The sequence below is a fragment of the Arthrobacter sp. 9V genome, from assembly GCF_902506065.1.
Lineage (GTDB): Bacteria > Actinomycetota > Actinomycetes > Actinomycetales > Micrococcaceae > Arthrobacter.
Window position 1 is genome coordinate 3,205,908 of record NZ_LR732912.1, and the last position, 23,760, is coordinate 3,229,667.

Annotated in this window: 12 protein-coding genes; 5 read left to right on the forward strand and 7 right to left on the reverse strand. The window is 62.4% G+C overall.

The window, feature by feature from the left end:
- Positions 1 to 90: 90 nt before the first annotated feature.
- From BACI9J_RS14775 to BACI9J_RS14805, 7 genes are all read right to left on the reverse strand, one after another.
- Positions 91 to 1,062 (reverse strand): AAA family ATPase, encoded by a 972-nt coding sequence (locus BACI9J_RS14775; RefSeq protein WP_159735039.1) that lies wholly within the window; start codon positions 1,060 to 1,062, stop codon positions 91 to 93.
- A gap of 67 nt (positions 1,063 to 1,129) precedes the next feature.
- Complete coding sequence (locus BACI9J_RS14780; protein WP_159735040.1) at positions 1,130 to 7,237, reverse strand: Ig-like domain-containing protein; 6,108 nt, start codon at positions 7,235 to 7,237, stop codon at positions 1,130 to 1,132.
- A gap of 250 nt (positions 7,238 to 7,487) precedes the next feature.
- Positions 7,488 to 13,622, reverse strand: a complete 6,135-nt coding sequence (locus tag BACI9J_RS14785) for an Ig-like domain-containing protein (RefSeq protein WP_159735041.1) — start codon at positions 13,620 to 13,622, stop codon at positions 7,488 to 7,490.
- 347 nt (positions 13,623 to 13,969) lie between these two features.
- Complete coding sequence (locus BACI9J_RS14790; protein ID WP_062067238.1) at positions 13,970 to 15,148, reverse strand: adenylate/guanylate cyclase domain-containing protein; 1,179 nt, start codon at positions 15,146 to 15,148, stop codon at positions 13,970 to 13,972.
- The gene (locus BACI9J_RS14795) at positions 15,138 to 15,731 is read right to left on the reverse strand and encodes a PH domain-containing protein (RefSeq protein WP_159735042.1); all 594 of its coding nucleotides are present in this window, start codon (positions 15,729 to 15,731) and stop codon (positions 15,138 to 15,140) included. The genes BACI9J_RS14790 and BACI9J_RS14795 overlap by 11 nt, the downstream gene beginning before the upstream one ends.
- Positions 15,724 to 16,647, reverse strand: a complete 924-nt coding sequence (locus BACI9J_RS14800) for a biotin--[acetyl-CoA-carboxylase] ligase (protein WP_159735043.1) — start codon at positions 16,645 to 16,647, stop codon at positions 15,724 to 15,726. The genes BACI9J_RS14795 and BACI9J_RS14800 overlap by 8 nt, the downstream gene beginning before the upstream one ends.
- A gap of 68 nt (positions 16,648 to 16,715) precedes the next feature.
- Positions 16,716 to 17,606 (reverse strand): SDR family oxidoreductase, encoded by an 891-nt coding sequence (locus tag BACI9J_RS14805; protein ID WP_159735044.1) that lies wholly within the window; start codon positions 17,604 to 17,606, stop codon positions 16,716 to 16,718.
- A 216-nt stretch (positions 17,607 to 17,822) separates the two neighbouring features.
- Here BACI9J_RS14805 and BACI9J_RS14810 point away from each other — a divergent pair, with 216 nt between their 5' ends.
- The 5 genes from BACI9J_RS14810 (at position 17,823) to BACI9J_RS14830 (ending at position 23,752) form a co-directional block, all read left to right on the forward strand.
- Positions 17,823 to 19,406, forward strand: a complete 1,584-nt coding sequence (locus tag BACI9J_RS14810) for an acyl-CoA carboxylase subunit beta (RefSeq protein WP_159735045.1) — start codon at positions 17,823 to 17,825, stop codon at positions 19,404 to 19,406.
- Positions 19,403 to 19,648, forward strand: a complete 246-nt coding sequence (locus BACI9J_RS14815; RefSeq protein WP_159735046.1) for an acyl-CoA carboxylase epsilon subunit — start codon at positions 19,403 to 19,405, stop codon at positions 19,646 to 19,648. Before BACI9J_RS14810 ends, BACI9J_RS14815 begins: the two co-directional genes overlap by 4 nt.
- Positions 19,649 to 19,714: 66 nt before the next feature.
- Positions 19,715 to 21,397 carry a DUF885 domain-containing protein gene (locus BACI9J_RS14820; RefSeq protein WP_159735047.1) on the forward strand — a complete coding sequence of 561 codons (1,683 nt, stop codon included), beginning with the start codon at positions 19,715 to 19,717 and terminating at the stop codon, positions 21,395 to 21,397.
- Positions 21,398 to 21,793: 396 nt separating this feature from the next.
- Positions 21,794 to 23,227, forward strand: coding sequence for a dicarboxylate/amino acid:cation symporter (locus tag BACI9J_RS14825; protein WP_159735048.1), 1,434 nt, complete (start codon positions 21,794 to 21,796; stop codon positions 23,225 to 23,227).
- 93 nt (positions 23,228 to 23,320) lie between these two features.
- Positions 23,321 to 23,752: a YbjQ family protein gene (locus tag BACI9J_RS14830; protein ID WP_159735049.1), complete on the forward strand. Its 432-nt coding sequence runs from the start codon at positions 23,321 to 23,323 to the stop codon at positions 23,750 to 23,752.
- The last annotated feature ends 8 nt before the right edge of the window (positions 23,753 to 23,760 follow it).

Here is a 23,760-nt window from a genome sequence, read left to right on the forward strand (position 1 = left end):
GCGGGATGCGGAGACGGTGCCAGGAGCCGGAGCTTGGTAGGCGCCGGAGCTGACCTACGCGCTGGCGCTGACCTACGCGCCGGAGCTGACCTACGCGCTGGCGCGTTGCTGCGGGGCGGCGACGTCGGTGAGGACGCGGTTGAGGACCACCTCGGGTGTAGCACCGGAGAATTCCGCTTCCGGGTCCATTACCAAACGGTGGGTCCACACCACAGGAGCAAGTTCCTTGATGTCATCCGGCAGCACGAAGTTCCGGCCCTGGCTGGCTGCCCAGACCTTCGCGGCACGGACCATCGCCAGAGCACCACGGACCGAAACACCAAGACGGGTTTCAACGGCGTTACGGGTCTCCTCGCAAAGGCGCGAAATATACTCCAGCACCGCGGTATCCACGTGGGTTGTCGCTGCCAGGTCCGCCATATCAGCCACCGCCTGGGTGGTGATCAAAGCTGAAAGGTCTTTGGAACGATCCTTCAGGTTGGCTCCGCCCAGCAACCGAACAGTGGATGCGTGGTCCGGGTAGCCGATGGAGGTCTTGATGAGGAAGCGGTCAAGCTGGGCCTCGGGCAGACGGTAGGTACCCGCCTGCTCGATGGGGTTCTGGGTAGCCAGGACCATGAACGGGCGGCCTGCCTCGTACGTGGTGCCGTCCACGGTCACCCGTGACTCCTCCATGACTTCCAGCAACGCGGACTGCGTCTTCGGGGAAGCACGGTTGATTTCGTCGGCCAGGACGATGTTGTTGAACACCGGGCCCTTGTGGAACTCGAACTTCTGCGTCTTCTGGTCGTAGATGGTCACACCTGTCACGTCGGACGGCAGGAGGTCAGGCGTGAACTGAATACGGTTGTGCGAACCCTGAACCGTAGCGGCCAGGGCACGCGCCAGGGACGTCTTGCCCGTGCCCGGTGCGTCTTCAAACAGGACATGGCCTTCGGCCATCATCGCCGTGAAGGTCAGCCGGATGACGTGCTCTTTGCCCAACACGGCCTTGCCCACGTTGGCAACGAGCTTCTCGAACGTTTCTGCAAACCACGCGGCCTGCTCGTTTGTCATGGTCATCGGTAGATCCTGTTCCTTGGGTATGGAGGTGTTGGGTTGTAGTTGTTGCTTGTTTGCAAGGGATAAGTCAGCAGGGTGGTGGTACGCCGTTACGGACATCCACGGTGGTGGATTTTACGAACCAACCATCCTTTGGCGAGCCGCTGAGCTTGTACCAGGGCGTCCCGTTCCGGTAGATGTCCTGCCGGCAGGTGACATCAATCCAGCCCCAGGACCGCTCCACCCAGCCGACGCCACACGTGGGGCCGCTCGGGTTGTAGGAGTCCGGTTGACCGGGCTTACCCGGGCAGGTGCTGTTATGAGCCTGGATCTGCGATGGCGCAGGTGGATTGGGCGGAGGCGGCGGAGGCGGTTCAGCCCCACTGCGGGATGTGTCACTGCCGATCCTGCCGGCTTGGCCTCCGCTGATCGCACGGACCTGAAGCGTGACGGTCTGGCTGTAGCCAACGCTTCTTGAGAGGGACCTCTGATCCGTGTTTGTCCATCCCCCACCATCAAGGCTGTACTGGTACCCCGTCACCGGGCGACCATTACCGCTGGGAGCGCTCCAGGTCCACGACACCGTCTTGTCGCCCACACCGCTGCTCTTGCTACCGGTCACCACCGGCGCAGCTGCAAGCCCATAGGGGTTGACGGTGTTCGATGCCGGGCTTCGGTCCCCGGGAGTGGGGTTCCGTGAGGACACTGCCCAGACCACTACTGCTGTGTCAGTTCCATTGGCGGCCGCCACAACTGCTCCGCCGGAAGGAATAGCGCCACTGCCGCCCCCGGACGTCAGGGCATAGCGGTAGCTGATCTCGTTGACGTTGGCTCCATTTCGCTCCGCAGCTGTCAGCGGGTTGAACGTCACCTGGATCTTGCCGCCATCAGCATTGGTCTCAACCAAGGCAGCGGAGGGCGTACCCACTATCCCGGGCTTGCCGGCAGCGCGGATGGGAGCCGACTGTTGGCTGACACCGCTGACGCCGGCCTTATTGGTAGCGGACACCGTGAACGAGTAGTCGGCTTCGGAGTTGTCCACCGTCACATTTTGTGACGTCGCGGCCACGGGTTGCGACGTGACAACAGCGCCACCTCGGTAGGTGGTCAGGGTGTAAGCCGACACGGCGTCACCGTTGTTGTTCGGTGCTGCCCAGCTGACCTGCAACTGGCTTTGGGTACCAACGGATCCTGCCCCCACCACTGAAGGAGCGGCAGGAGTTGTCGGCACGCCGGCAGGAGTCTCGGCAGCAGAGTAGGTGCTCCATTCCGAGGGTTCCTTGGCGTCATTCCGGGCCAGGACGCGCACCTTGTAGGCCACGCCATTGGTCAATCCGGTCCAAACGTGGCTGTTGCCCGTGAGGTTCTGGATCTGCGGGTTCTGGCCGGCAGGAGCAGGCGAGATCTCAAGATCGTAGGACTTGATGGGCGAGCCCTTGCTCGCGGGCGGAACCCACGCTACGGAGAGCTGCTTGTCGCCGAACTTCAGCGTCGGGGCCACCGGGGTGTCCGGCTTGACGTCCGGACGGACCTCGGCGGACACCGGAGAGCGCTCGGACTCGTCAATCGCGTTGGTTGCGGTGACGGCAAAGTGATACTTCACGTTGTTGGTCAGCCCGGTCAACGTACACGTATTCGCGGGGCAGTCCTGTTTGAAGCCGTTTTCCCCGTACACCGTGTACTTGGTGATGGGTGAACCACGGTCAGGCGGCGCGTTCCAGGTCAGGAGCGCTGTCTGGTCACCCACGCTTTGAGCCAAAGGCGTTGTGGGCGCGGCCGGCTTGTCCTTAACCGTCAGACGGATACGGGCAGTGGCGTACCGGGAGATTTCGCCGGTCTTGTCCTGCACGGTGTAGGCAACCACCATGGTGCCGGTGAATCCGCCTCCGGGGGTGACTGTGACACTGTCTCCCCCCACTTCGGCGGTCCCCTGACCCGTTTCAGTAACGGCCGAGACGATCTTCAGGGCAGTATCCGGGAACGGATTCGAATCATTAGCCAGCACGTTGACGGTAACTGGCTTCCCGGATTGGGCATCCGGTTCAGCATCGTCATTAGCTACAGGTTTGGGCCTGTTGGAGGCCGACAACGAAAGCTTGTAGGTGGCTACGGCTTCGAGTCCGCGCCGGTCCTTTGCTTTCACCTGGACGGTGCCGGTCTGCCCGATCTGTACGGAATCGTCTGCGGAAACCTTGAGCGTCTTGCCATCCACATTCACCTTGAAGCCGCCCTGGGCGTTACCCACCAGCTCGTAGCTCATGTTCTGCACGTCATCGGCGTCCGGATCCGACGTCAGCTTCTCCAGATCCAGGCTCGCAGAGTCGCCCTTGGGAACTTCCACGTCACTGCCCAGAAGGACCGGAGGGTTGTTCTTGTTGGGGTCCGGCAGCACTTTGGTGCGGATGCTCAGGGTGGACTTCAGGCCATTGGGGTCATCCGGACCTGTTCCGTCAGTAACTTCGAAGCTGATGGAACCGGGCCCAACGTACTCCGCACCTGCGGTGTACTTCAACGCGGTACCACCGTTGGCTATGGGATCACTGCCGTCTGCACCGATCAGCTTGATGCGGTCAGTCTGGGTAAGCCGCGGTGAACGTCCTTCACGGACTTTCACCCACTCCGGGAGGTTCACCGTGACGGACTGCCCTGAGACAAGTTCCACCACCTCGTCCTTTGCGAGCGTGGGAACCTGCTGGCCAATACCGGGAACCCAGATGATGGCCGTGGACTTCTGGCCGTCCACGTCCTCCACGGTGTAAGGCACCAGTTGCGGTTGCTCTGTCAGGTCAACAATGACGTTGCCTTCGGGGCCGGGGCGCGCGGTCTCCAAACCGGTAGCGACCTTGAGGTTCTCCCCTACGCCGTCCGGATCCTCATCGTTCTTCAGGACAGGCACATCCACGGCAGTCTTGCCCAGTGTTTGTGCGGATGTCACGCGGTCGTCGCGGGCAATCGGGGCCTGCAGTGGCAGATCGTTCTGGACCACCACGCGGATACTGGCCTGGCCCACCGCGTCGCGGTCGTCAGCCACCGAGTAACGGACATTCACGGTGCCCTCGGCTGCGGGCGCGGTCACCAGGATTCGGCCGCTGGTCTGGCTGACCTTGGCGTCAAGTCCTGCATCGGCTTCGATACTGTCCGTCAGGATACGGATGATGTCGCCATCGGGGTCGGTGTCGTTGGCCGTGGCATCGATCGCGATCTGCCTGCCCGGACGCACCTTGACCTCGTCATCCACGGGGGCAGGTTTCTGGTTGTCCTCGCCACGTGGAGCAACGCCCACCGTCACAGTTCCCGTGTTGACCGCACCTTGGCGGTCAATAACCTTGTACCGGAACGTATCGGTCCCCGCGCCATCACCGGCGGCGACGAAATCGATGAAGCTGCTGCCCGCCGTCGCAGTACCCATGGTGGGAGTGCTGTCGATGCCGGTGAGCTGTACCGAGTCGCCGTCGGGGTCTATGCCGTCCAACGGGACCGGGATGCGGACACTGCCGCCGGCCACCACGCGTGCCGTCAGGTTTTGCGGCTGCGGACGCGAGTTCTGGGTGCCTTCCAGAGGAAGGATGTGGATGGTGACCGCCGCGGCGCTCTTCTGGCCCTGCGGATCAACCGCGTTGTAAATGGCGCGGACGGTCTTTGGCGTGGGGCCGGCGATGAATCGAAGAGTCTTCTCGGAAATGAACGCTTTGCCATCCTCTTCCGGGATGCTTTGCGCCAGTACCGGATCCACGGACAGTTCCTCACCCTGCGGGTGCGTGTCATTGTCCAGGACCGGGATGGTGACGACGTCGTTCACGCGAACGTTGACTTCGTCAGGTTTGGGCTGGGGAGCCTCGACGACGGCGGGGGCCGGCACCGGGACGACGCCCACTGTCCCGGTGGCCGAGGCGCGGCCGTTGGACATGGTGTAGCTGAAGACGAAAGGTTCTTTGGCGCCGAGGACATCCGTGACGCGAAGAACGCTGTGGTCGATCACGCTCACCGAGGCCGACGAGCCATCCGGTACGGTGACGGACTGGAGGACCAACACGCCACCGGAAGGATCGGAATCGTTGGCCAGAGGATCAACCAGGACGCTGCCCCCCACAGGGAGCAGGGCGACGTCGTGAACGGCCACCGGAGCGCCGGGATCCTTGCCGGATTCGACGTCCACGCGGATCAGCCCCTGGCTGCTTTGGGGGCCGTTGCTGGCGATGTAGGTCAGGTAGATCGGGCCGGGCGTGGTGCTCCGGAACGTAAAGGTACCGCCGTCGGTTATCGGGCCCAATTCAGCCGCACCGGCAGCCTCAACATGTGCCACGCGAAGGGCCCCACCGTTGGGATCAACATCGTTCTTCAGCGGCGCAATCACCAAATCCTGCCCAACCACGGCAGTGACGTGGTCCGCGTTCACAACAGGAGCGAGGGCGCCCGGCGGCTGCACGTTCACCACAATGCGGCCCGTGGTGGTGGCCCGGCCGTCCCATACGGTGATGGTGACGTTCTTCTTGCCCGGTGCTGCACCGGAATCCTGGTACGTGAGCAGGCCGTCACGGCGAACCTTCACCTGGTCCTGGTCGTTGTCCGACTTCGCGTCCAGCAGGACGAGGTCATCCCCGTCCGGATCCATCCAGTCGGTCAGAATGTTCTGGCTGACGGACTTGCCTTGCTCCACCAGCATGGTGGTGGGCTCACCCCTTTTGAAGAGCGGCGGTTTGTTCTCTTCGGGAGCTACAACCCGCAGGGTGACCTTGCCGCCCGCGGACAAATCACGGCCATCAGCGGCGTTGTAGTCGAAGACTTCTGTTCCCGGCTTGGCATCGGCCGGGACTTTGATCTGGAAGGCAGAGCCTCCGTAGATGTTTTCCAGGGCTCCCAATTTTGGACCATTGGCACCCACCGACGCGGTGAGGACATCGCCGTCGGGGTCTGAGTCGTTATCCAGCACGCTCAAAACGGAGGTCCGGCCGGGCCGGACGCCGAACTCGTCCGGCTTGGTTTCCGGCGGACGGTTGGGCTTGGTGCGGTCCGGGAGGACGTTAATGGTGTTGTTGTCCGCGGACTCCTGGTCCTGGTCGTCGGACTGATTCTTGGGCGGTACAACTTCGTCCCAGTTGTTCACCAGCTGCATGTTCTGGTTGACCAGCCACACGCTGCCGGAGTTGACGTCGTTCAGGACTACCAAGTCCCGGTTCACCCGGAAAACGTAGCTGGGAGAGGCGCTTGCCTTGGGAACGTCGTTCTTCTTGTCGTCGGCGTCGTTGTCGCAGTCGCGGACGTACTTGTTGGCACCGGACCAGGCCGAATGCACACACTTGCTAACCTGGACGGGCGCTGCGGGGACACCTTCGCCGTCTGCACTGACAGTTGCTGCAGTGGACCCGTCAAGGGGCTGCTTGAGCAAAGCCTTCTTCGTGGCGATGGCAACGTAATTGCTCTCTTCGCTGTTCTGCTGCAGCTTTGCTTCACGGGCATCGGCCAGTTGGAGCTTCCGGCCTCCGGGGAGGAAGAGGTTCCCGGATGCAGCGTCCAGGACCACCGGCTTGTCGCCGACGACCGTCAGTTGGAGATCGCCGGCACCTTTTAGTTCGTCCACTTTGGTGATCTGCGAATCTGTCCGTTCGCCGTTCGCATCCACGGTGGTGACGGTGATTTCGCCTTTACCCGGGTCTGCCGTGTAGATCCTGTTGTCCGATCCCACCGCTGAGACAATGCCCGGGGAGCCAGTCAGAACGGGCTCGGTTCCTTCTTCATCGAAGCCGTTCACGGTGGACGGTGACAACGCCCAGACCTTGCCGCGGGCAGGATCGGTCACCGAGAGCACGGTGGAGCCATAGCTGACTTGCGACGACGACGGCAGCTGCTTGTCGCCGCCCAGCTTCAGGTTCGCGGCAGACACCTGGTTGATGGTGGAGCCGGACTCATCGTCCACGAAGACGTTGCCGTCATGCTGCAGCACATCGAAGGTAGTGGTTGCCGGGGTCACGGCACCGTCAAGGACGCGGGACGGGTAGTTCAACCGGCCCACGGCGTTCTTGGTTTTGCTCACCACCCACACGCCGCCGTCGTTCAAGTCCACCTCGGTGGTCTTGAACCCCGGGTACAGAATGGCCCCGGTGATCAGCAAAGCGCCCGCTGCGGTGACAGCAGTTCCCGCTATTAATTTCTTGTTTTGACGCTTTTTCAGCCCCAGCTTGCCGAAGAAAGTTCTCACAGCCCCAGAATTCCCTTTGTGTCCAGCCGCTCCCCAGTGGCTTCCAGGCCAACCGGCATGTGCCGGCAGCCGTACATTCCGCAGTTCCCCCGTACGGCGGCGGGATTTTCAGTCCCTAAGACTATCCCACGCGCTCTACGGCCAACCAAGGCAACCCGAGACCGGGCTATCCATTGGCTTTGACAGCGTACTGTCTCCCTTGCCCGGTGCGCGATGGGGACAACTGCCCGGCGCCCCGGCGTCCCGTTGCCTAGCATTGCGGAATCTGATGGGGGCCGGGATCTCCCAGGGTGGTGTTGCCCTGGGCGATGAAGCGGCCGGCGTTGGGGCCGCTGCTCAGGCGGTACCAGGCAGCGTAGTTCAAGTATGGGGTGCTGCGGTTGACGTAGCAGTTGACCGTGAACGCACCATCGGATTCGTACTGCCAAGGCACACCTCTGACCTTTCCGTCGCAAAGGTGCCCCGGAGTGTTGGGATCCCACGACGTCTGGCCGGAGGTGGCTGTGTCCGTGCACGTCCGGTAGCTGCCGGGAGGCAGGGTCGCGTCCCAGGACGTCTTCTGCGGCCCGCTCTGAGCACTCGCAGAAGCAACGCCACCGCCTGTGCCCACGGAGTTGAATGTCTGCACTTCGATGGTTCGCGTCTGGTTATAGCCGTTGGTGTTGACCACGCGGCTGCCGGACGCCGATTCGTTGATCCAGCCCGTATCCGTTCCGCCGCCTGTGATCCTGATCTTGGTGACTGCGACGTCGTTGCTGTTGGTGGACGGCGAGGACCAGTTCAGCGTCAACGTGGTCTGGTTTTGCCCGCCGTTGGCGCCTGAAGCAGATGGCGTTCCGGGCGAACCAAACGGAGTTGCGGTTGCCGGCGCACTGGCATTGGAACTGGGCGCCACCGAGGACACGGCAGTAACTGTGATGGAGGTTGCCTGCCCGTTGGTGAATCCACCCACCGTTTGCCCGGGGGTGATGGGGCCACTCTGACCGGTGCTGGCGAGGTAGCGGTAGCTGACTTCGCTCTCGGAAGAGCCATTGCGCTGATCCTGGTTCAGAACCGCGAAGTTGATGGTGACAGCCCGGCCTGCTCCCCCGGTGTTGGCGGGTGTGGCCGTAACTTTTTCAACCATCATCAGCTGGCCGGTGGCACGTCGCGGTGCCGAGGGGGCGCTGACGCCTCCCTTGCCGGCTTTGTTCTCCGCCTGAACCGTAAAGGTGTAGCCGGTTTCGTCGTTCTGGGCCGTGAACACCGCAGAGCGGACGTTGCCCGGGATTGTTTGGGTTTGGGGCACGCCGTTTCCACCGGTCATGGTGACGTAGTAGCTCTTGATGGGGTCACCATTGATATCCGGCTCGGTCCAGTCCGCGCGAATTTGGTTATTTGTTCCCACCGACTGCACTACGGCGGTGGTGGGGGCAGCGGGTGCTGCCGGAAGGCCGGCAGGGTTGTCCTCAAGGGAATACATCCCCCAGTCGGAGGGGCCGAGCTCATTGACGGCCTGGACACGGACCTTGTACTTCACGCCGTTGCTGAGTCCCGGCCACGTGTAGCTGAGGCCTGTCACGTCGTTCTTGACGGCAATGCCGTTAGCCGGGGGCGGAGAAATCTCCAGGTTGTAGTGCTTCACCGGAGAGCCCTCAGTCTTCGCAGGGGTCCACGTGATGGCCATGTTCTTGTCCCCTGCCTTGACCGTGGGAGCGTCCGGCGGCGAAGGCTTCTCATCGGGCCGGATCTCGTTGGACGCGATGGACGCCGGTGAATCCCCTACCTCGTTGGTGGCGAACACGGTGAACACGTACTTCACGTTGTTGGTAAGCCCGGACAACGTGCACGTGGTGGTGGGACACACCTGCTCAAAGCCGGCCGCCTTGACCGTGTACTTGGTGATGGCTGCGCCATTGTCCGACGGCGGTGCCCACTTGAGCACGGCGGTGCGGCTGCGGACATCGGTGGCTACCGGCGCCGAGGGAGCATCGGGCTTATCCCTGACCGTGATCCGGACGCGTCCCACCGCCTGCCGCGAGGGGTCCTTGGTCTTGTCCAGCACCGTGTACCGAACCACCATGACGCCCTTGAAGCCGTCCGCAGGAGTGACCGTGATGGATTCACCCGAGACCGTGGGCTGGCCGGCAGCGGAACCTGTTTCCACTGCGGCGCCTTCCATAGTGAGCGGCGAGTCACTGAAAGGGTTGAAGTCGTTGGCCAGGACGTTGATGGTCTCGGAACGTCCGGCGTTGGCTTTCTCAACGGAGTCGTCGTTGGCCACAGGCTTGGGCCGGTTCGAGGAGACCACGGTGGCTGTAACCGTTGCCCGAACAGCGTCAGAGCGGCCATCCGTAACCTTCAACGGGAACGTGCCTACAGCACCCGGGGTGACGGAGAGATCCGGGGTGACTTTGAGGACCGTTCCTTCCACCTTGGTCTGGAAGCCCGCTGGCTGCTGTCCGTCCAGTTCGAACTTCAGGTTTCCCTGGTCCTTTTCGTCCACGTCCTTGGCAAGGTTTGCCAACTCCAGCTCGGTGGTTTCACCCTTGGGCGCTTCAATGGACGCACCGCTGAAGGTGGGGACGTGGTTGGCGTTGGGGTCCGGGATGACTTTTGTGATGATGGTCAAAGTGGATTTCAGGCCTTCGGAGTCGTCCGGACCGGATCCGTCAGTGACCTCGAAGGTGATGGATCCCGGACCAACGTAGTCTGTCTGTGCTGCGTACCGCAGCGCATTTCCATCGCCGGAAATAACGTTGTTGGGATCGGCTCCCTGGACACGGATTTTGTCTGCCACGGTGAGCCGGGGTTGCCGGCCTTCCCGCACCCGGACATACTCCTGGAGCGAAACCGTTACTTCCTTGCCGGACATGACCTCAACGGGATCGGTCTTGGCGAGGGTGGGATACTGCAGGCCTTGGCCGGGAATCCACATCACGGCAGTGGCTGACTGTCCGTCCATGTCCGTCACGGTGTACGGGATCAGCTGGTCCTGCGGAGCGAGGGTCACCACAACGTTCCCAGCGGTCCCCACGCGTGCGTTCGGATTCGCATCGGGCAAGGTGATGGCCAAATCTTCGGCCACGCCGTCGGGGTCGGAGTCGTTCTTCAGTACCGGAACATCCACGGCGGTCTTGCCGAGCGTCTCAGCCAAGGTGATGCGGTCATCCACCGCTATCGGCACGTGGAGGGCCGCCGTCGGGCTCGTTTGAACCCTGACCACAGCGCTGGCTTCAGCTTTTTTGTCGTCTTGGATCCGGTAACTGATGCTCTCGTTTCCGGTAACGCCGGGCGCGGTCAGGAGGATCTTGCCGGCGGCAGCTTCAACCTGAAGTTCGGGGTTGGCTTCGAACGAATTCACCAGGCCGATGGGGTCGCCGTCCGGGTCCGAGTCGTTCTTCAAGGCATCCACTGCAATCCGGCGTCCCGGACGGACCTCAATGGCGTCGTCCACAGCGATCGGCTTTTGGTTATTGGCCTCCGCCGGCGCAATGCCCACAATGACCGTGCCGGTGTTCTCGGCTCCGATGCGATCCCGCACCCGGTAACTAAACGTGTCAGTACCCGCGGAGGTGGCAGCAGCGGTGAACTCAATGTAACCGTCCCGCACTACAGCGGTACCGAGTGCGGGGGCTTTGTCTACGCCAATGAGTTGGACAGAGTCACCATCGGCGTCAATGCCATCCAACGGCACCGGAATCTTGACGGTCATGCCGGCCACCACCCGCGCCGTGAGGTTCCGCGGCTCGGGGCGCGTGTTGGTGGCGTCATCCCGGGCGCGGATCCGGATAGTGACCTGCTGGGAGTCCGTTTGGCCCGAAGCGTTGCTGACTTTATAGATGGCATAGACAGTCTTGGGTACTTCACCCGCGATGAAGCGCAGGCTATTACCGGCGATGAACATCCTGCCATCTGCGGCATCGGGCTGTTGCGCCAACTCGGGATCGAGGGTCAGCTCTCCGCCGTTGGGGTCGGAATCGTTCTCCAGGACAGGAATGGTCACTACGTCACCAACGCGCACAGACACTTCGTCCGGCTTGGCCTGCGGGGCCTGCAGCTTGCTGGGCGCCAGTACTACCTGTACTGAAATGTCTCCCGTGGCCGAGGCTTTGCCGTTGGAAATGGTGTATTTCAGGGAAAGCTGCCCGGTGGCATGAATGTCCGTGATCTTGACCACCGAATGGTCCAGAACCGCTACTGTCACCGGGAGGCCGTCCTCCACAGTGACAGATTGGACAACCAGCACTCCTCCGGCCGGATCCGAGTCGTTGCCGAGCACATCCACCACGGTGCTGCCGCCACTTGGCAGAAGCGCAATGTCACGAACTGCAACAGGGGCGCCGTCATTATTGCCGGACACTACGTCCACGCGCACCAGTTGCTGGGCACTGGCCGGTCCGTTAGTGACCATATAGGTGACGTAGTGGGGACCGGTGGACGTCGAGTTGAAAGTGAACGTCTGCTGGTCCGGACCTATCACCGCAGTGGACTGTTCATCCGGCTGGGCCTGTGCCATCCGAAGTGTGCCGCCCTGCGGATCAGTATCGTTCTTGAGCGGGGCGATCACCGTGTCCTGGCCTGCCACGGCAACCACATGATCGGCGTTCGCGATAGGCGGCAGGGCCCCGGGGGCGCGAACGTCCACAGTGATGCGTCCCTCAGTGCTGAGAGTGCCGTCGGAGACCGACACTGCAATGGTCTTCTTTCCGGGCCCTGATCCGGAGTCCTGGAAGGTCAGCAGCCCATCCGGCCTGATGCGCACTTGGTCGGCGGGATCGCTGCTGCTCGCAGCAACGGCAAAGATGTCGTCTCCGTCGGGATCGATCCAGTCGCTGAGGATGTATTGGTTGGCGATCTTCCCCGTTTGCACCACCAAGGCGTTGTTCCTGTTGGGCTTCTGCTGCGGGGCGTTGTTCTCGCCGGAAGGGACAATACGGAGGTCAACGTTGGCCGCGCCGGTTCCGCCGCGGCCATCATCCACGGAGTACTTGAACGTCTCGGACCCCGTTTGCTCCGCCGGGACTGAGATCTGGAACCCGGTCCCGCCGTAAACGGGAGCCAACGCGCCCGATTTCACGGCTTGATCGGCGGCAACCGTCAAAACATCGCCGTCGGAATCGGCGTCGTTGTCCAAAACCGGCAACAGGGTGGTCTTGCCGGCACGCACTCCAAAGGAGTCCGGTTTGGCCACCGGGGGCGTGTTCGGTTTGCTGCGGTCCGGGAGGACCGTTTGCTGGACTTCGTCAGCCGAGTCTTTGTCGGCGTCGTCCGATGTTTGTTGGGGCGGGATGACGTCATCCCAGTTGTTGACCAACTGCATGTTCTGGTTGACCATCCAGACGTTGCCGGAATTGACGTCGTTCAGAACCACGAGATCGCGGTTGACCCGGAAAACGTACGACGGCGACGCACTCGCCTTGGGAACATCGGCGCGGCGATTATCAGCCTCATTGCTGCATTCCCGGATGTACTTGTTGGCACCGGACCATGCCCCGTACGTGCATGTTCCCAAGTGCACGGGCGCTGCGGGAACGCCTTCGCCGTCGGCCCGGACGGTCTTTGCCGTTCCGCCGTCCAACGGCTGAAGAAGGAGCGCCTTGGTGGTGGCAATGGCCACGAAATCCGCGGCCGGTCCGGTCTGCTGGAGCTTGGCGTCGCGGGCGTCGTCCAAATGAACTGTGGCGCCACCCGGGAGAATGATGTTCCCGGTCGCTCCGTTGAGAACCACTGCTTTGTCACCCACAGCCGTGAGCTGAAGGTCGCCCGCGCCCTTGAGAGCGCCGTCCGTGCGGACCTGGGAGTCCACTGATTTTCCGTTGGCGTCCACCTTCGTGGCGGTGACCCTGCCGGACTCCGGATCCACGGTGTGAATGGTGTCGTCAACACCTACAACAGAAACAATTCCGGGCGACTGCTCGAACAATGGTTCGGACTCATCACTGAATCCGCCCACGGATCCTGCGGACAGTGCCCAGACCTTGCCCTTGGAAGGATCCGTAACTGCCAGCACTTTGTGGCCGAAACTCACATCCGCCGAGCCAGGCAGCTTCTGATCTCCGCCCAAGCGCATGTTCGCAGCGCTTACCGGGTTGATAGTGGCACCTTCGGGGTCATCAATGAAGACATCCCCGGCCTGCTGGAGGACGTCGAAATCCTTGCTCGCAGGAGTCACCGCACCGTCCAAGGATTTGGACGGGTAGTTGAGCCGTCCTGCGGCATTTTTGGACTTGCTGACTACCCAGACGCCACCATCGTTGAGGTCCACCTCGGTGGTTTTGAACCCCGGATACAGGACGGCACCGGTCACCAAGACCGCGGCAGCAACGGAAAAAGCGGTTGCCGACATGACTTTTCGCCGGCGATTCCTGGCACGGCGGTTTCCGGACCCGTCAGGCAGAGCCATCCACATTCCCCCACAATTTAGGCAGCACCAGGCAGCCGACGCCGCACCCCACGGCAATTCATGACACAAACACCGCTAAGACTACCGGGTTAATCCAACGTTTTGCTAAGGCGTGACACAGTTCTCAGCAACAGCAGATATCCCAACGCTCTCTCACATAACAGCCCTTAAAACCGATCGCTCTCTCACTTTCGTGAAGAAAGCGAGCGAGCGATCGGCTGAAGCCCGAGGGACGTGAGCGAGCGATCGGCTGAAGCCCGAGGGACGTGAGCGAGCGATCGGCTGAAGCCCGAGGGACGTGAGCGAGCGATCGGCCCGGAGGGGCTGTCAGCAGGTCAGCAGGTTGCCTAGTCCAGCACCAAGCCTTTGCCACGGCCGCGGGCCAGCATCACCGGATGGATTTCCCCGAAGCCACGAACGTTCTCCGACTTCTGCGGAACAAGGACAAAGCGGTCGTCCTGGCCCAGAGCAGCAGCGGTCATGGCGTCCACGAGGACCGTGCCGGGCTGTGCCAGCGTGGTGAGTCGGGCAGCAAGATTGACGGTGGGTCCGTAGATATCGCCAAGCCGGGACAGGATGCGCCCCCACACCATGGAGACACGGCACTGCGGAAGGATCTCGTCCTCGGTGAACGCCTGCGCCAACGCCAGGGAAATTTCGGCTCCGGCTGCGGGGGTCTCAGCAATGTACAGGACTTCGTCGCCCACGGTTTTGACTAGTCGCCCGCCACCCACGGAGATGATTTCGGCGCACTTGTTTTCGAAGCGCTGGACCAATTGAGCGAGCGTTTTCTCGTTCATACGCCGGGACAGGCTGGTGTATGAGACAAGGTCAGCGAATCCCACGGCCCGGGCAAGGGGCAACGGCGAATCGTCTTCATCGCCCTCGCGGCCTTCTTCGCTGGCCTGCAACCCGGCCTCCGCACGGACAGCGAGGCGCTGGACACCTGCATTGAGCTGGCGGCGGTAGGAGTACACCAGGATTTCTTCCAGGGAGTCCACCAGAGCCGGCAATTGCCCCACCAGTTGTTTGCGGGCCACGGCGTCCGGGATGCCTTGCTCGGACACCATGTCCTCAACCAAAGCCTCAATCTGCCAGACCACCATGCGGTCCGTCATTTGCCCGATGGAGCGGGTCACCGAGATCGCGGCCTCCTCGGTCAGGAGGCCGGCCCGCACCAAGTCCAGGATGCTGGACAAAGCAGCTTGGTCGCGTTCAGTGAACGCAACATCCTCGTCACCAAAGTTAGGGAATCCCAGCGCGCGCCAAATCTTCCGCGCGGACAGGATGGACACGCCCGCGCCGGCAGCAACTTCACGACGCCGGAGCTTGCGTTCTCCGCCAAGAAGCTTTGCCTCGAGCGCCTTGATAGCGAGACGCTCCGCGGACATCACACCAGTGGGCGGACCGGTTGGTACCGACGCCGGAGCAGGCCCGGCCTCAGTGTCCTCGTCCACGGAAGGCTCCGGTACGGCGTCGAACTCCTGGTCCAGGTCCTCGCCGGACTGCTGATCCTCAACGCTCATCTCTTCCACCTTCTCTCAAATCCCACGGCAATTCTTCAAAATCCCTCAGTACTTCACCCTCAAAAACCTCACCTTGCGGGAGTTCGTCCATGGCGTCAAGAATGAAACCCCGAAACTTCCCCACTTCGGGAACGTCTGACAGGACGGCTATTCCGGAGTGCCCGGTATCCAAGGATATATTCCCTGAGTGCAATGTCCGTTGGAGCATGCTCTGTTGAACACCCACGTTGCGAATGGCCATCAGCGAAACCTGCCAATCATTTCGCCGAAACATTCCGTTCCTGGCAAGTACGCGTCTGCTCGTCAGGATGTATTTGACCGAACGCCACCGCAGCACACGCTTGAGGCTGTATGCGGCAAGGAGCCACCCTGCGAGGACCAGCACCGTGCCGATGAGCCATGGCGTCCATTCCGCCGTGATGAACGGCGCAAGGCGCTGCGGGTTTTCCCTGGCAATCCAAGCACAGGCAAAGCCTGCAGCGGCAGGAACAACAATGAAGGCCAGCACCGGAAAGAAGAGTGAGCGGGCCTGTTGGCGCGTAATGGTGATGACCTGCTCCCCCGGGAGTAACTCTTTACGCATAACCGCTTTCTGTGGCGCGCAAGTGCACCACATCACCGGCTGTCACTACGTGTTCCCTGCCACCGTGATCCACCACCAGCAACGAGCCGTGCTCGTCCAAACGCGAGGCATGCCCTACGAGTTCGTGATCTCCAGGCAGGTGCGCCCGAACTTCGCGGCCCAACGTCACCATTGCCGCCTCAACGCGCTTATGAAGGGAGGGACCACCCACCAAACCGGCGGCCGGGTCCCCTTCGGAGTTGCAAAAGCTGCGGTATAGCCGCGCAAAGCGTGAGAGGTAACTCTTCAGCAGCGCGGTGCGATCGGTGGTGGTTGCGCCTTCCAAAGCAAGCGAGGTTGCCGTGGGAACAGGAAGTTCTTCCTCGGCCAGTGACACGTTGAGTCCAACACCCAGGACGACCGCCGGAACGGTGCCGTCGCCCAGAGGAGTCATCTGCGCCAGGATACCGGCCACCTTGCGCCCCTTGACCAGGACATCATTGGGCCATTTGATTTCTGCGGTGACCCCTGCCGTTTCCTGCAGGGCTTCACGCAGCGCCACAGCTGCAAGGAGCGAGAGCCAGGAGTAGCTCTGCGTCGGGACCGGCATGCCCTGAGCTGTGACCGGACGCAAAACCATGGAGACAGATACCGCTGAGCGCTCGGGTGACTCCCAATGGCGGTCAAGCCGTCCGCGTGCCGCAGTCTGGTGCTCGGCGGTCAATACGGAGAGGTCGGCCCACTTTTTTGGCTCTACCGTCACAGCCCGCACCAGGTCCTGGTTGGTGGAGCCCGTGGATTGAACAATGTCCAGATGGGAGATGCCCGTGGCTGACAGGAACTCCGGCTCCAGCAGAGCATCACGATCCAGCGCGGGCCTGTCGTTCCTGGCGGAAGGGTCCTGGGGTTCGCTGCGCTCTGGTTGTTCGGCATCCATAGCTGAATCCTATCCAGTTGCTGCGCCCGACGGATGATGCCTATCCGGAAAAACAGCTGTGAATACGCCTAGAGGAAGATGTCCGGAACCAGTCGGTCTTCCGGCGCGCCCAGGCTGTAAGGAGTGAAGTCAGAAACTCCTGCGGCGCGCAGTACCTCTTCATCCGTGTAGAAGTTCCCGGTAGCGGCCGAACCTGTCAGCACGGCGTGGGCGGCATCAGCCATGATTTCCGGTCCGCGCGCAGCCTGCACGATTTGCCGGCCACCGGGCATGTTCCGGATTGCCGCAGTGTCTATCAGGGTGCACGGCCAGAGCGAGTTGACCGAGACGTCGTCGTCCTTCAGTTCTTCGGCGAGCCCCAAGGTGGTGAGGCTCATCCCATACTTGGCCATGGTGTAGGCCAGGTGCATCCCGGCCCATTTGGGATCCAGGTTAAGCGGCGGGGACAGGGTGAGGATGTGGCCGTGGCTGGATTCCCGCAAGGCCGGGAGTGCCAGTTTGGACATGAGGAACGTCCCGCGGACGTTGATGTCCTGCATGAGGTCGTAGCGCTTCATATCCACGGCGTCGGTGCGGGAGAGGTCAATGGCGGAGGCGTTATTGACAACGACGTCGATCCCCCCGAAACGCTCGACGGCGGCGGCTACTGCTGCGGCGACGTCGTCATCATTGCGGACGTCCCCCACCAGCGGCAGCGCCTGGCCGCCTGCTTCCACCAGCTGTTCCGCGGCGGTGAAGACTGTGCCTTCGAGTTTGGGGTGGGGATCGCCGGTCTTGGCCATCAGCACGACGTTTGCGCCGTCCCGGGCTGCGCGGGTGGCGATGGCCAGTCCAATGCCGCGGCTGCCGCCGGACATGAGGATGGTTTTGCCCTTGAGCGAAGCGGTGGCCACGTAGGGGCTGATGCGTTGTGTTTGACCCTCTGTTGAGGCGGAGGAAGCGCCGTTGCTTGAAGTCATGGAGCCACTCTAACCCAAGGATGTTACTGGCGGGTAACATAGTGATGGCTTTGGCTTGGACGCGGAAAATTGTAGGGTTTCTACAGCGGTTCGCGGCAAAGGCGTCACTAGACTGGCCTGCGGGGCCTGTTCTTTGTACGGAAGCTACTTAATCAGCTTCTTGTCCGTACCCGGGATTGCGCCAGCGAAAATCAGCTACAGAGCCGGAGACACTTGATGAGCCACGATCTGACAACGACAGCGGGAAAGATTGCCGACTTCCGCGACCGCCAGGCCCGTGCAGAACAGCCTTCCGGCCCGGAAGCGATCGAAAAGCAGCACGCGCGCGGCAAGAACACCGCCCGCGAACGCATCGACCTCCTGGTCGATCCCGGATCTTTCGTCGAGTTCGACGCCCTCGCAGTGCACCGCTCCACGGCCTTCGGCATGGAAAAGAAGAAGCCGCTCGGTGACGGAGTGGTCTCCGGATACGGAACCGTGGACGGTCGCCTCATCGCCATCTACAGCCAGGACTTCAGCGTCTACGGCGGTTCGTTGAGCCAGGTCAACGGCGAGAAAATCGTCAAGGTCCAGGAATTCGCCCTCCGTAATGGTTGCCCGGTAGTAGGGATCAACGACGGCGGCGGCGCACGTATCCAGGAAGGCGTCGCCTCGCTGGCCATGTTCGCTGACATCTTCCGCAACAACGTCCATGCCTCCGGCGTGGTCCCCCAGATCTCCCTCATCATGGGCCCGTGCGCCGGCGGCGCCGCCTACTCCCCCGCCCTGACCGATTACGTGGTCATGGTGGATAAGACATCCCACATGTTCATCACCGGCCCTGACGTCATCAAGACCGTCACCGGCGAGGACGTGGACATGGAAACCCTGGGTGGCGCACGGCAGCACAATGCCACCACCGGCACCTCCACCTACCTCGCGTCCGATGAAGCAGATGCGATCGAATTCGTCCGCGAACTCCTGGACTTCCTGCCCTCCAACAACCTGTCCGAAGCCCCCGTGGTGGAGCACGACCAGGAACTGGAACTCAACGACGACGACCTCGCCTTGGACGCGTTAATTCCCGATTCCGCCAACCAGCCTTACGACATGCGCAAGGTCATTGAGCAGATCGTGGACGACGCCCACTTCCTGGAAATGCAGTCCTTGTACGCCCCCAACGTCATGATCGGCTACGGTCGCGTTGAGGGACACACCGTAGGGATCGTGGCCAACCAGCCCATGCAGTTCGCGGGGACTCTGGACATCTCGGCCTCCGAGAAGGCAGCCCGGTTCGTCCGCCACTGCGACGCATTCAACGTTCCGATCATCACATTGGTGGACGTTCCAGGCTTCCTGCCCGGCAAGGACCAGGAGTTCCAGGGCATCATCCGCCGCGGCGCCAAGCTCCTCTACGCCTACGCCGAAGCAACTGTTCCCAAACTCACCGTCATTACCCGCAAGGCCTATGGTGGCGCGTACATCGTGATGGGGTCCAAGAAGTTGGGGGCGGACCTCAACCTCGCCTGGCCCACCGCGCAGATCGGTGTCATGGGCGCCCAGGGTGCTGTCAACATCCTTTACCGCCGCGATCTCGCTGCCGTAGCCGAAGCCGGTGGTGACGTCGAAGCCAAGCGTGCCGAGATCATCCAAGGCTACGAGGAAGAGCTCCTCAACCCCTACCAGGCAGCGCAGTTGGGCTACGTTGACGCGGTCATTGCGCCCTCGGACACACGCCTGCAGATCATCCGCGGCCTCCGGGCCCTTCGTGACAAGCGCGCGAGCCTGCCCACCAAGAAGCACGGAAACATCCCGCTGTGAGCGCGCCTAAGCATCGCGCGGAACCGGCGTCTGACGTTGTTCCTGCTGAGCCACTGTTCTCAGTGGTCAAGGGCGAACCTTCGGCCGAAGAGCTCGCGGCGCTTGCCGCCGTCGTGGTTTCACTTGGCGCTCCCCAGGAAACAGCCTCGTCCAAGCCGAGCGTCCGGCACTGGGTGCGTCGCCAGCAACTGCGCTTGGACCCCACCCCGGGGCCTGGCGCATGGAAGCGTAGCCGGGGCTGATTTTCACGTCCGTAGAAAAGTTCAACAACCCTTTCACGTAGGCGGCGTCGCGGCTAGGCTCTGTGGGTGACTACTGCAAACACCCCCGTACGCCCGAAGTCCGCGATCGATGCTGTCGCTGACGCGTACACAGAAAAGCTGATCGAACTCAATCCCAGCTTCGCCACAACGCTGGGCTTGCCGGGACACGAAACCGAATACCAGGATTACTCCCCTGCCGGTCTTAAGTCCCATGCGGAGGCAACCAGGTTGGCCTTGGATGCCCTGGCAGGCCTCGAGCCTTCCGATGACGTGGATGCCGTCACCCTTGATGCCATGCGCGAGCGGCTCGGCCTGGAACTGGAGATCCACGAGTCCGGTTGGGATGCGGCAGATCTCAATAACATCGCCTCCCCCGCTCAGGATATCCGTGCAGTTTTCGATCTCATGCCCACGGACACAGTTGAGCACTGGGAGCATATTGCCGGCCGCGCAGCCAACGTGCCGGGCGCGATCGAGGGCTACATTGTGTCACTTCGATCGGCTGCCGCAGCCGGCAAAGTAGCCGCCGCGCGCCAGGTACGGATCGTCATTGAGCAGACCGGCCGGTACGCCGCCGAGGACGGCTTCTTCGCCAAAATGGCATCATCGGCTGCCCTTGGTGACTCGCCTCTGCCCGCGGAGCTTCAATCAAAGCTCGACGCCGGGACTGCGGCAGCGCGTTCGGCGTACAGCATCCTGGGAGACTTCCTTCGGGACGAACTCCTCCCCGCAGCCCCGGAAAAGGACGCCGTGGGCCGCGAACGGTATGCCTTGGCTTCCCGCTCCTTTATCGGCGCCGAAGTCGATCTGGAAGAAACCTATGCTTGGGGCGTTCAGGAGCTCGAGCGGCTCATCAGCGAGCAAGAGAAGGTTGCCGGCCAAATTCAGCCAGGAGCCTCGATCGAGGAAGCCAAGAGCATCCTCAATAATGATCCCGCCCGCCAAATCAAGGGCACGGACGCCCTCAAGGCCTGGATGCAGGAACTCTCCGACCGCGCCGTCTCTGAGCTGGCAGACGTCCACTTCGACATCCCTGATGTCATGAAGACCCTCGAGTGCATGATCGCGCCCACCGACGAAGGCGGGATCTACTACACCGGCCCCTCCGACGACTTCTCCCGCCCCGGCCGCATGTGGTGGTCCGTACCGGCAGGCGAAGACACCTTCACTACCTGGTCCGAAACCACCACGGTGTTCCACGAAGGCGTCCCCGGCCACCACCTCCAAGTAGCCACGGCAACGTACCGGCGTGAACTGCTCAACAACTGGCGCCGGAACGTCTGCTGGGTTTCCGGCCACGGCGAAGGCTGGGCGCTCTACGCCGAGCAGCTCATGCTGGAACTGGGCTACCTCAAAGACCCCGGCGATCACATGGGCATGCTGGACGGCCAACGTATGCGCGCTGCGCGTGTGGTGTTCGACATCGGTGTGCACCTGGAACTGCCCATCCCCGAACGCTGGGGCACCGGCACCTGGACACCGGAAAAGGGCTTCGACTTCCTCAAGTCCAACCTCGACATCAGCGAAGGCCAGCTCCAGTTCGAATTCACGCGTTACCTGGGATGGCCCGGACAAGCGCCGTCCTACAAGGTGGGACAGCGCTTGTGGGAGCAAATCCGGGCCGAGCTTGAATCCCGCGAAGGCTTCGACCTCAAGTCCTTCCACAGCAAGGCGCTGAACATCGGCTCCGTGGGCTTGGACGTTCTCCGCAGGGCGTTGCTGGGCTGAGGCTCCTGCGCCTCCGGCCAAAGGCCGGACGTCCTCGGCGTGCTGCTCCTTCGGCGCTTTGACGCACACTGCCGGATGCCCGGCCTTTGGCCTCTTTAACAATCTCTGCCCCACGGGTCCGCACCCGTTCCCGCCCTGCGCACCCCTCCGGCGCCAGGCTCGCACCCCTTTCCCCTTTTCGCACCAGTGGTTACGGGCGCGACCGGCGGAAAGGGGCGCGCGGGGGTCAGCTCCTCGCCCCGAGATCATCACCACATGAGATCCGGGAATAACTTCACATAAACCCCGATCAGGGCCGGAAAGCCGCGGGCCAACCGGCAGCGCAGATCCCGAGCACACGTAACATTTCTCAACGTTCGTTCGCTATGTTATTTGCGATGCACCTAACGTGTACCGGTGAGCACCTCAACCAACACTTCCCCAGCAGCTGGCAAGACCGGCTTCCGGCTCCCCAAGTGGGCCGGATCCTTCGGCGTCCAGATCATCGCAGCCCTCGTCGTCGGCCTGATCCTCGGACTCATCGCCAAGTACACGGGCAGCACCAAGACCGCTCCCAACGGCCTGGGCGCTACTCTCCAGACGATCGGCTCCAGCTACGTCTCATTGCTGCAGACCGCCGTCGTTCCTTTGATCTTCACCGCTGTGGTGAGCTCCATCGCCAACCTGCGTCAGGTCTCCAATGCCGCGCGCTTGGCCTGGAACACCCTGCTGTGGTTCGCCATCACCTCGCTGGTATCGGTTCTGATCGGCATCGGCCTGGGCGTGCTCCTGCAGCCGGGCGCCGCAACCGGCATCACCGAAGAAGCCAAGTATGCCGGCAAGACCGGCGACTGGTGGGCCTTCCTTATAGGCCTGTTCCCCAAGAACTTCCTGGGACTCGGTGCCAGCTCAACGGTCACGGAGAGCGCCGACGCTGCCACCACCGTCAGTACCGCCGTCAACTTCAACGTGCTGCAGATTCTTGTTATCGCGATCGCCATCGGCGTTGCCGCCCTCAAGGTGGGCAAGCAAGCCGAAGCCTTCCTGACGTTCAACGCTTCCGCACTGGCCGTCATCCAGAAGGTCCTCTGGTGGATCATCCGCCTCGCCCCGCTGGGCACCATCGGCCTGATCGGCAACGCTGTAGCCATCTACGGTTGGGACACCATCGGTTCGCTCGGCAAGTTCACGGCCGCCATCTACATCGGCCTCGCGCTGGTGCTGTTCGTGCTCTACCCCATCTTGGTACGCATCCATGGGCTCTCCATCAAGCAGTACTTCTCCGGTGTGTGGCCGGCCGTTCAGCTGGCCTTCGTCTCCCGTTCCTCCATTGGCACGCTGCCGCTCACGCAGCGCGTCACCGAGCGGAACCTGGGCGTCCCCTCCGGCTACGCCTCCTTCGCCGTGCCGCTGGGTGCTACCACCAAGATGGACGGCTGCGCAGCAATCTACCCGGCCATCGCAGCAATCTTCGTGGCACAGTTCTTCGGGATCAACCTGGATTTCAGCCAGTACCTCTTGATCGTGCTGGTTTCGGTCCTCGGTTCCGCTGCCACGGCTGGTACCACGGGCGCCGTCGTCATGCTCACGCTGACGTTGTCCACGCTGGGACTGCCTCTTGCCGGCGTCGGCCTGCTGCTGGCGATCGACCCCATCCTGGACATGGGCCGCACCGCCGTCAACGTCGCGGGCCAGGCGTTGGTGCCGGCCATTGTGGCCAAGCGTCAAGGCATCCTGGACGAGTCGCTTTACAACGCTCCCCGCAACGGTGCAGCGTTCGCCGATGAGTTCGCCGCGGACAAGGCTGCAGCTGAGAACAGCGAGGGCGAACTGGCGGATTCCAAGGCCTAGGCTTCAGCCTCTCTGCAACGGCGCAAATCCCCCGGGGAGTTCTCCCCGGGGGATTTCCCCAAATAAGGGGCCAAGTCTGGATAGGCTCTGACCATGTTGATCGTCACCTCCAACGAAATCCCCGGCCATCGGATCGACGCCGTCTTCGGCGAAGTCATGGGCCTTACTGTCCGTTCACGCGATATCGGCTCCCAGATGCTTGCCGGTTTCCGCTCACTTGGCGGCGGCGAGCTGCCCGAAATGACCAAGGCTCTTTACGAAAGCCGCCAGGAAGTCATGGCACGCATGGTCAATGAAGCACAGCAGCGTGGTGCGAACGCCATTGTGGCCATGCGCTTCGACACCTCGGAAATGGGCACCAACTGGACTGAAGTTTGCGCCTACGGAACCGCCGTGTACGTCCTGCCGCTGGGTGAGGGCGAGCCCGGAGCCACTGGTCAGTCGGTCTACCTGACCAAGACGGCCGCACAGCAGCAGAGCCAGCAGACTCCCCCGTCGCCGCCGGTGCCCCCAACGCAGTTCTAGTCCGCCCA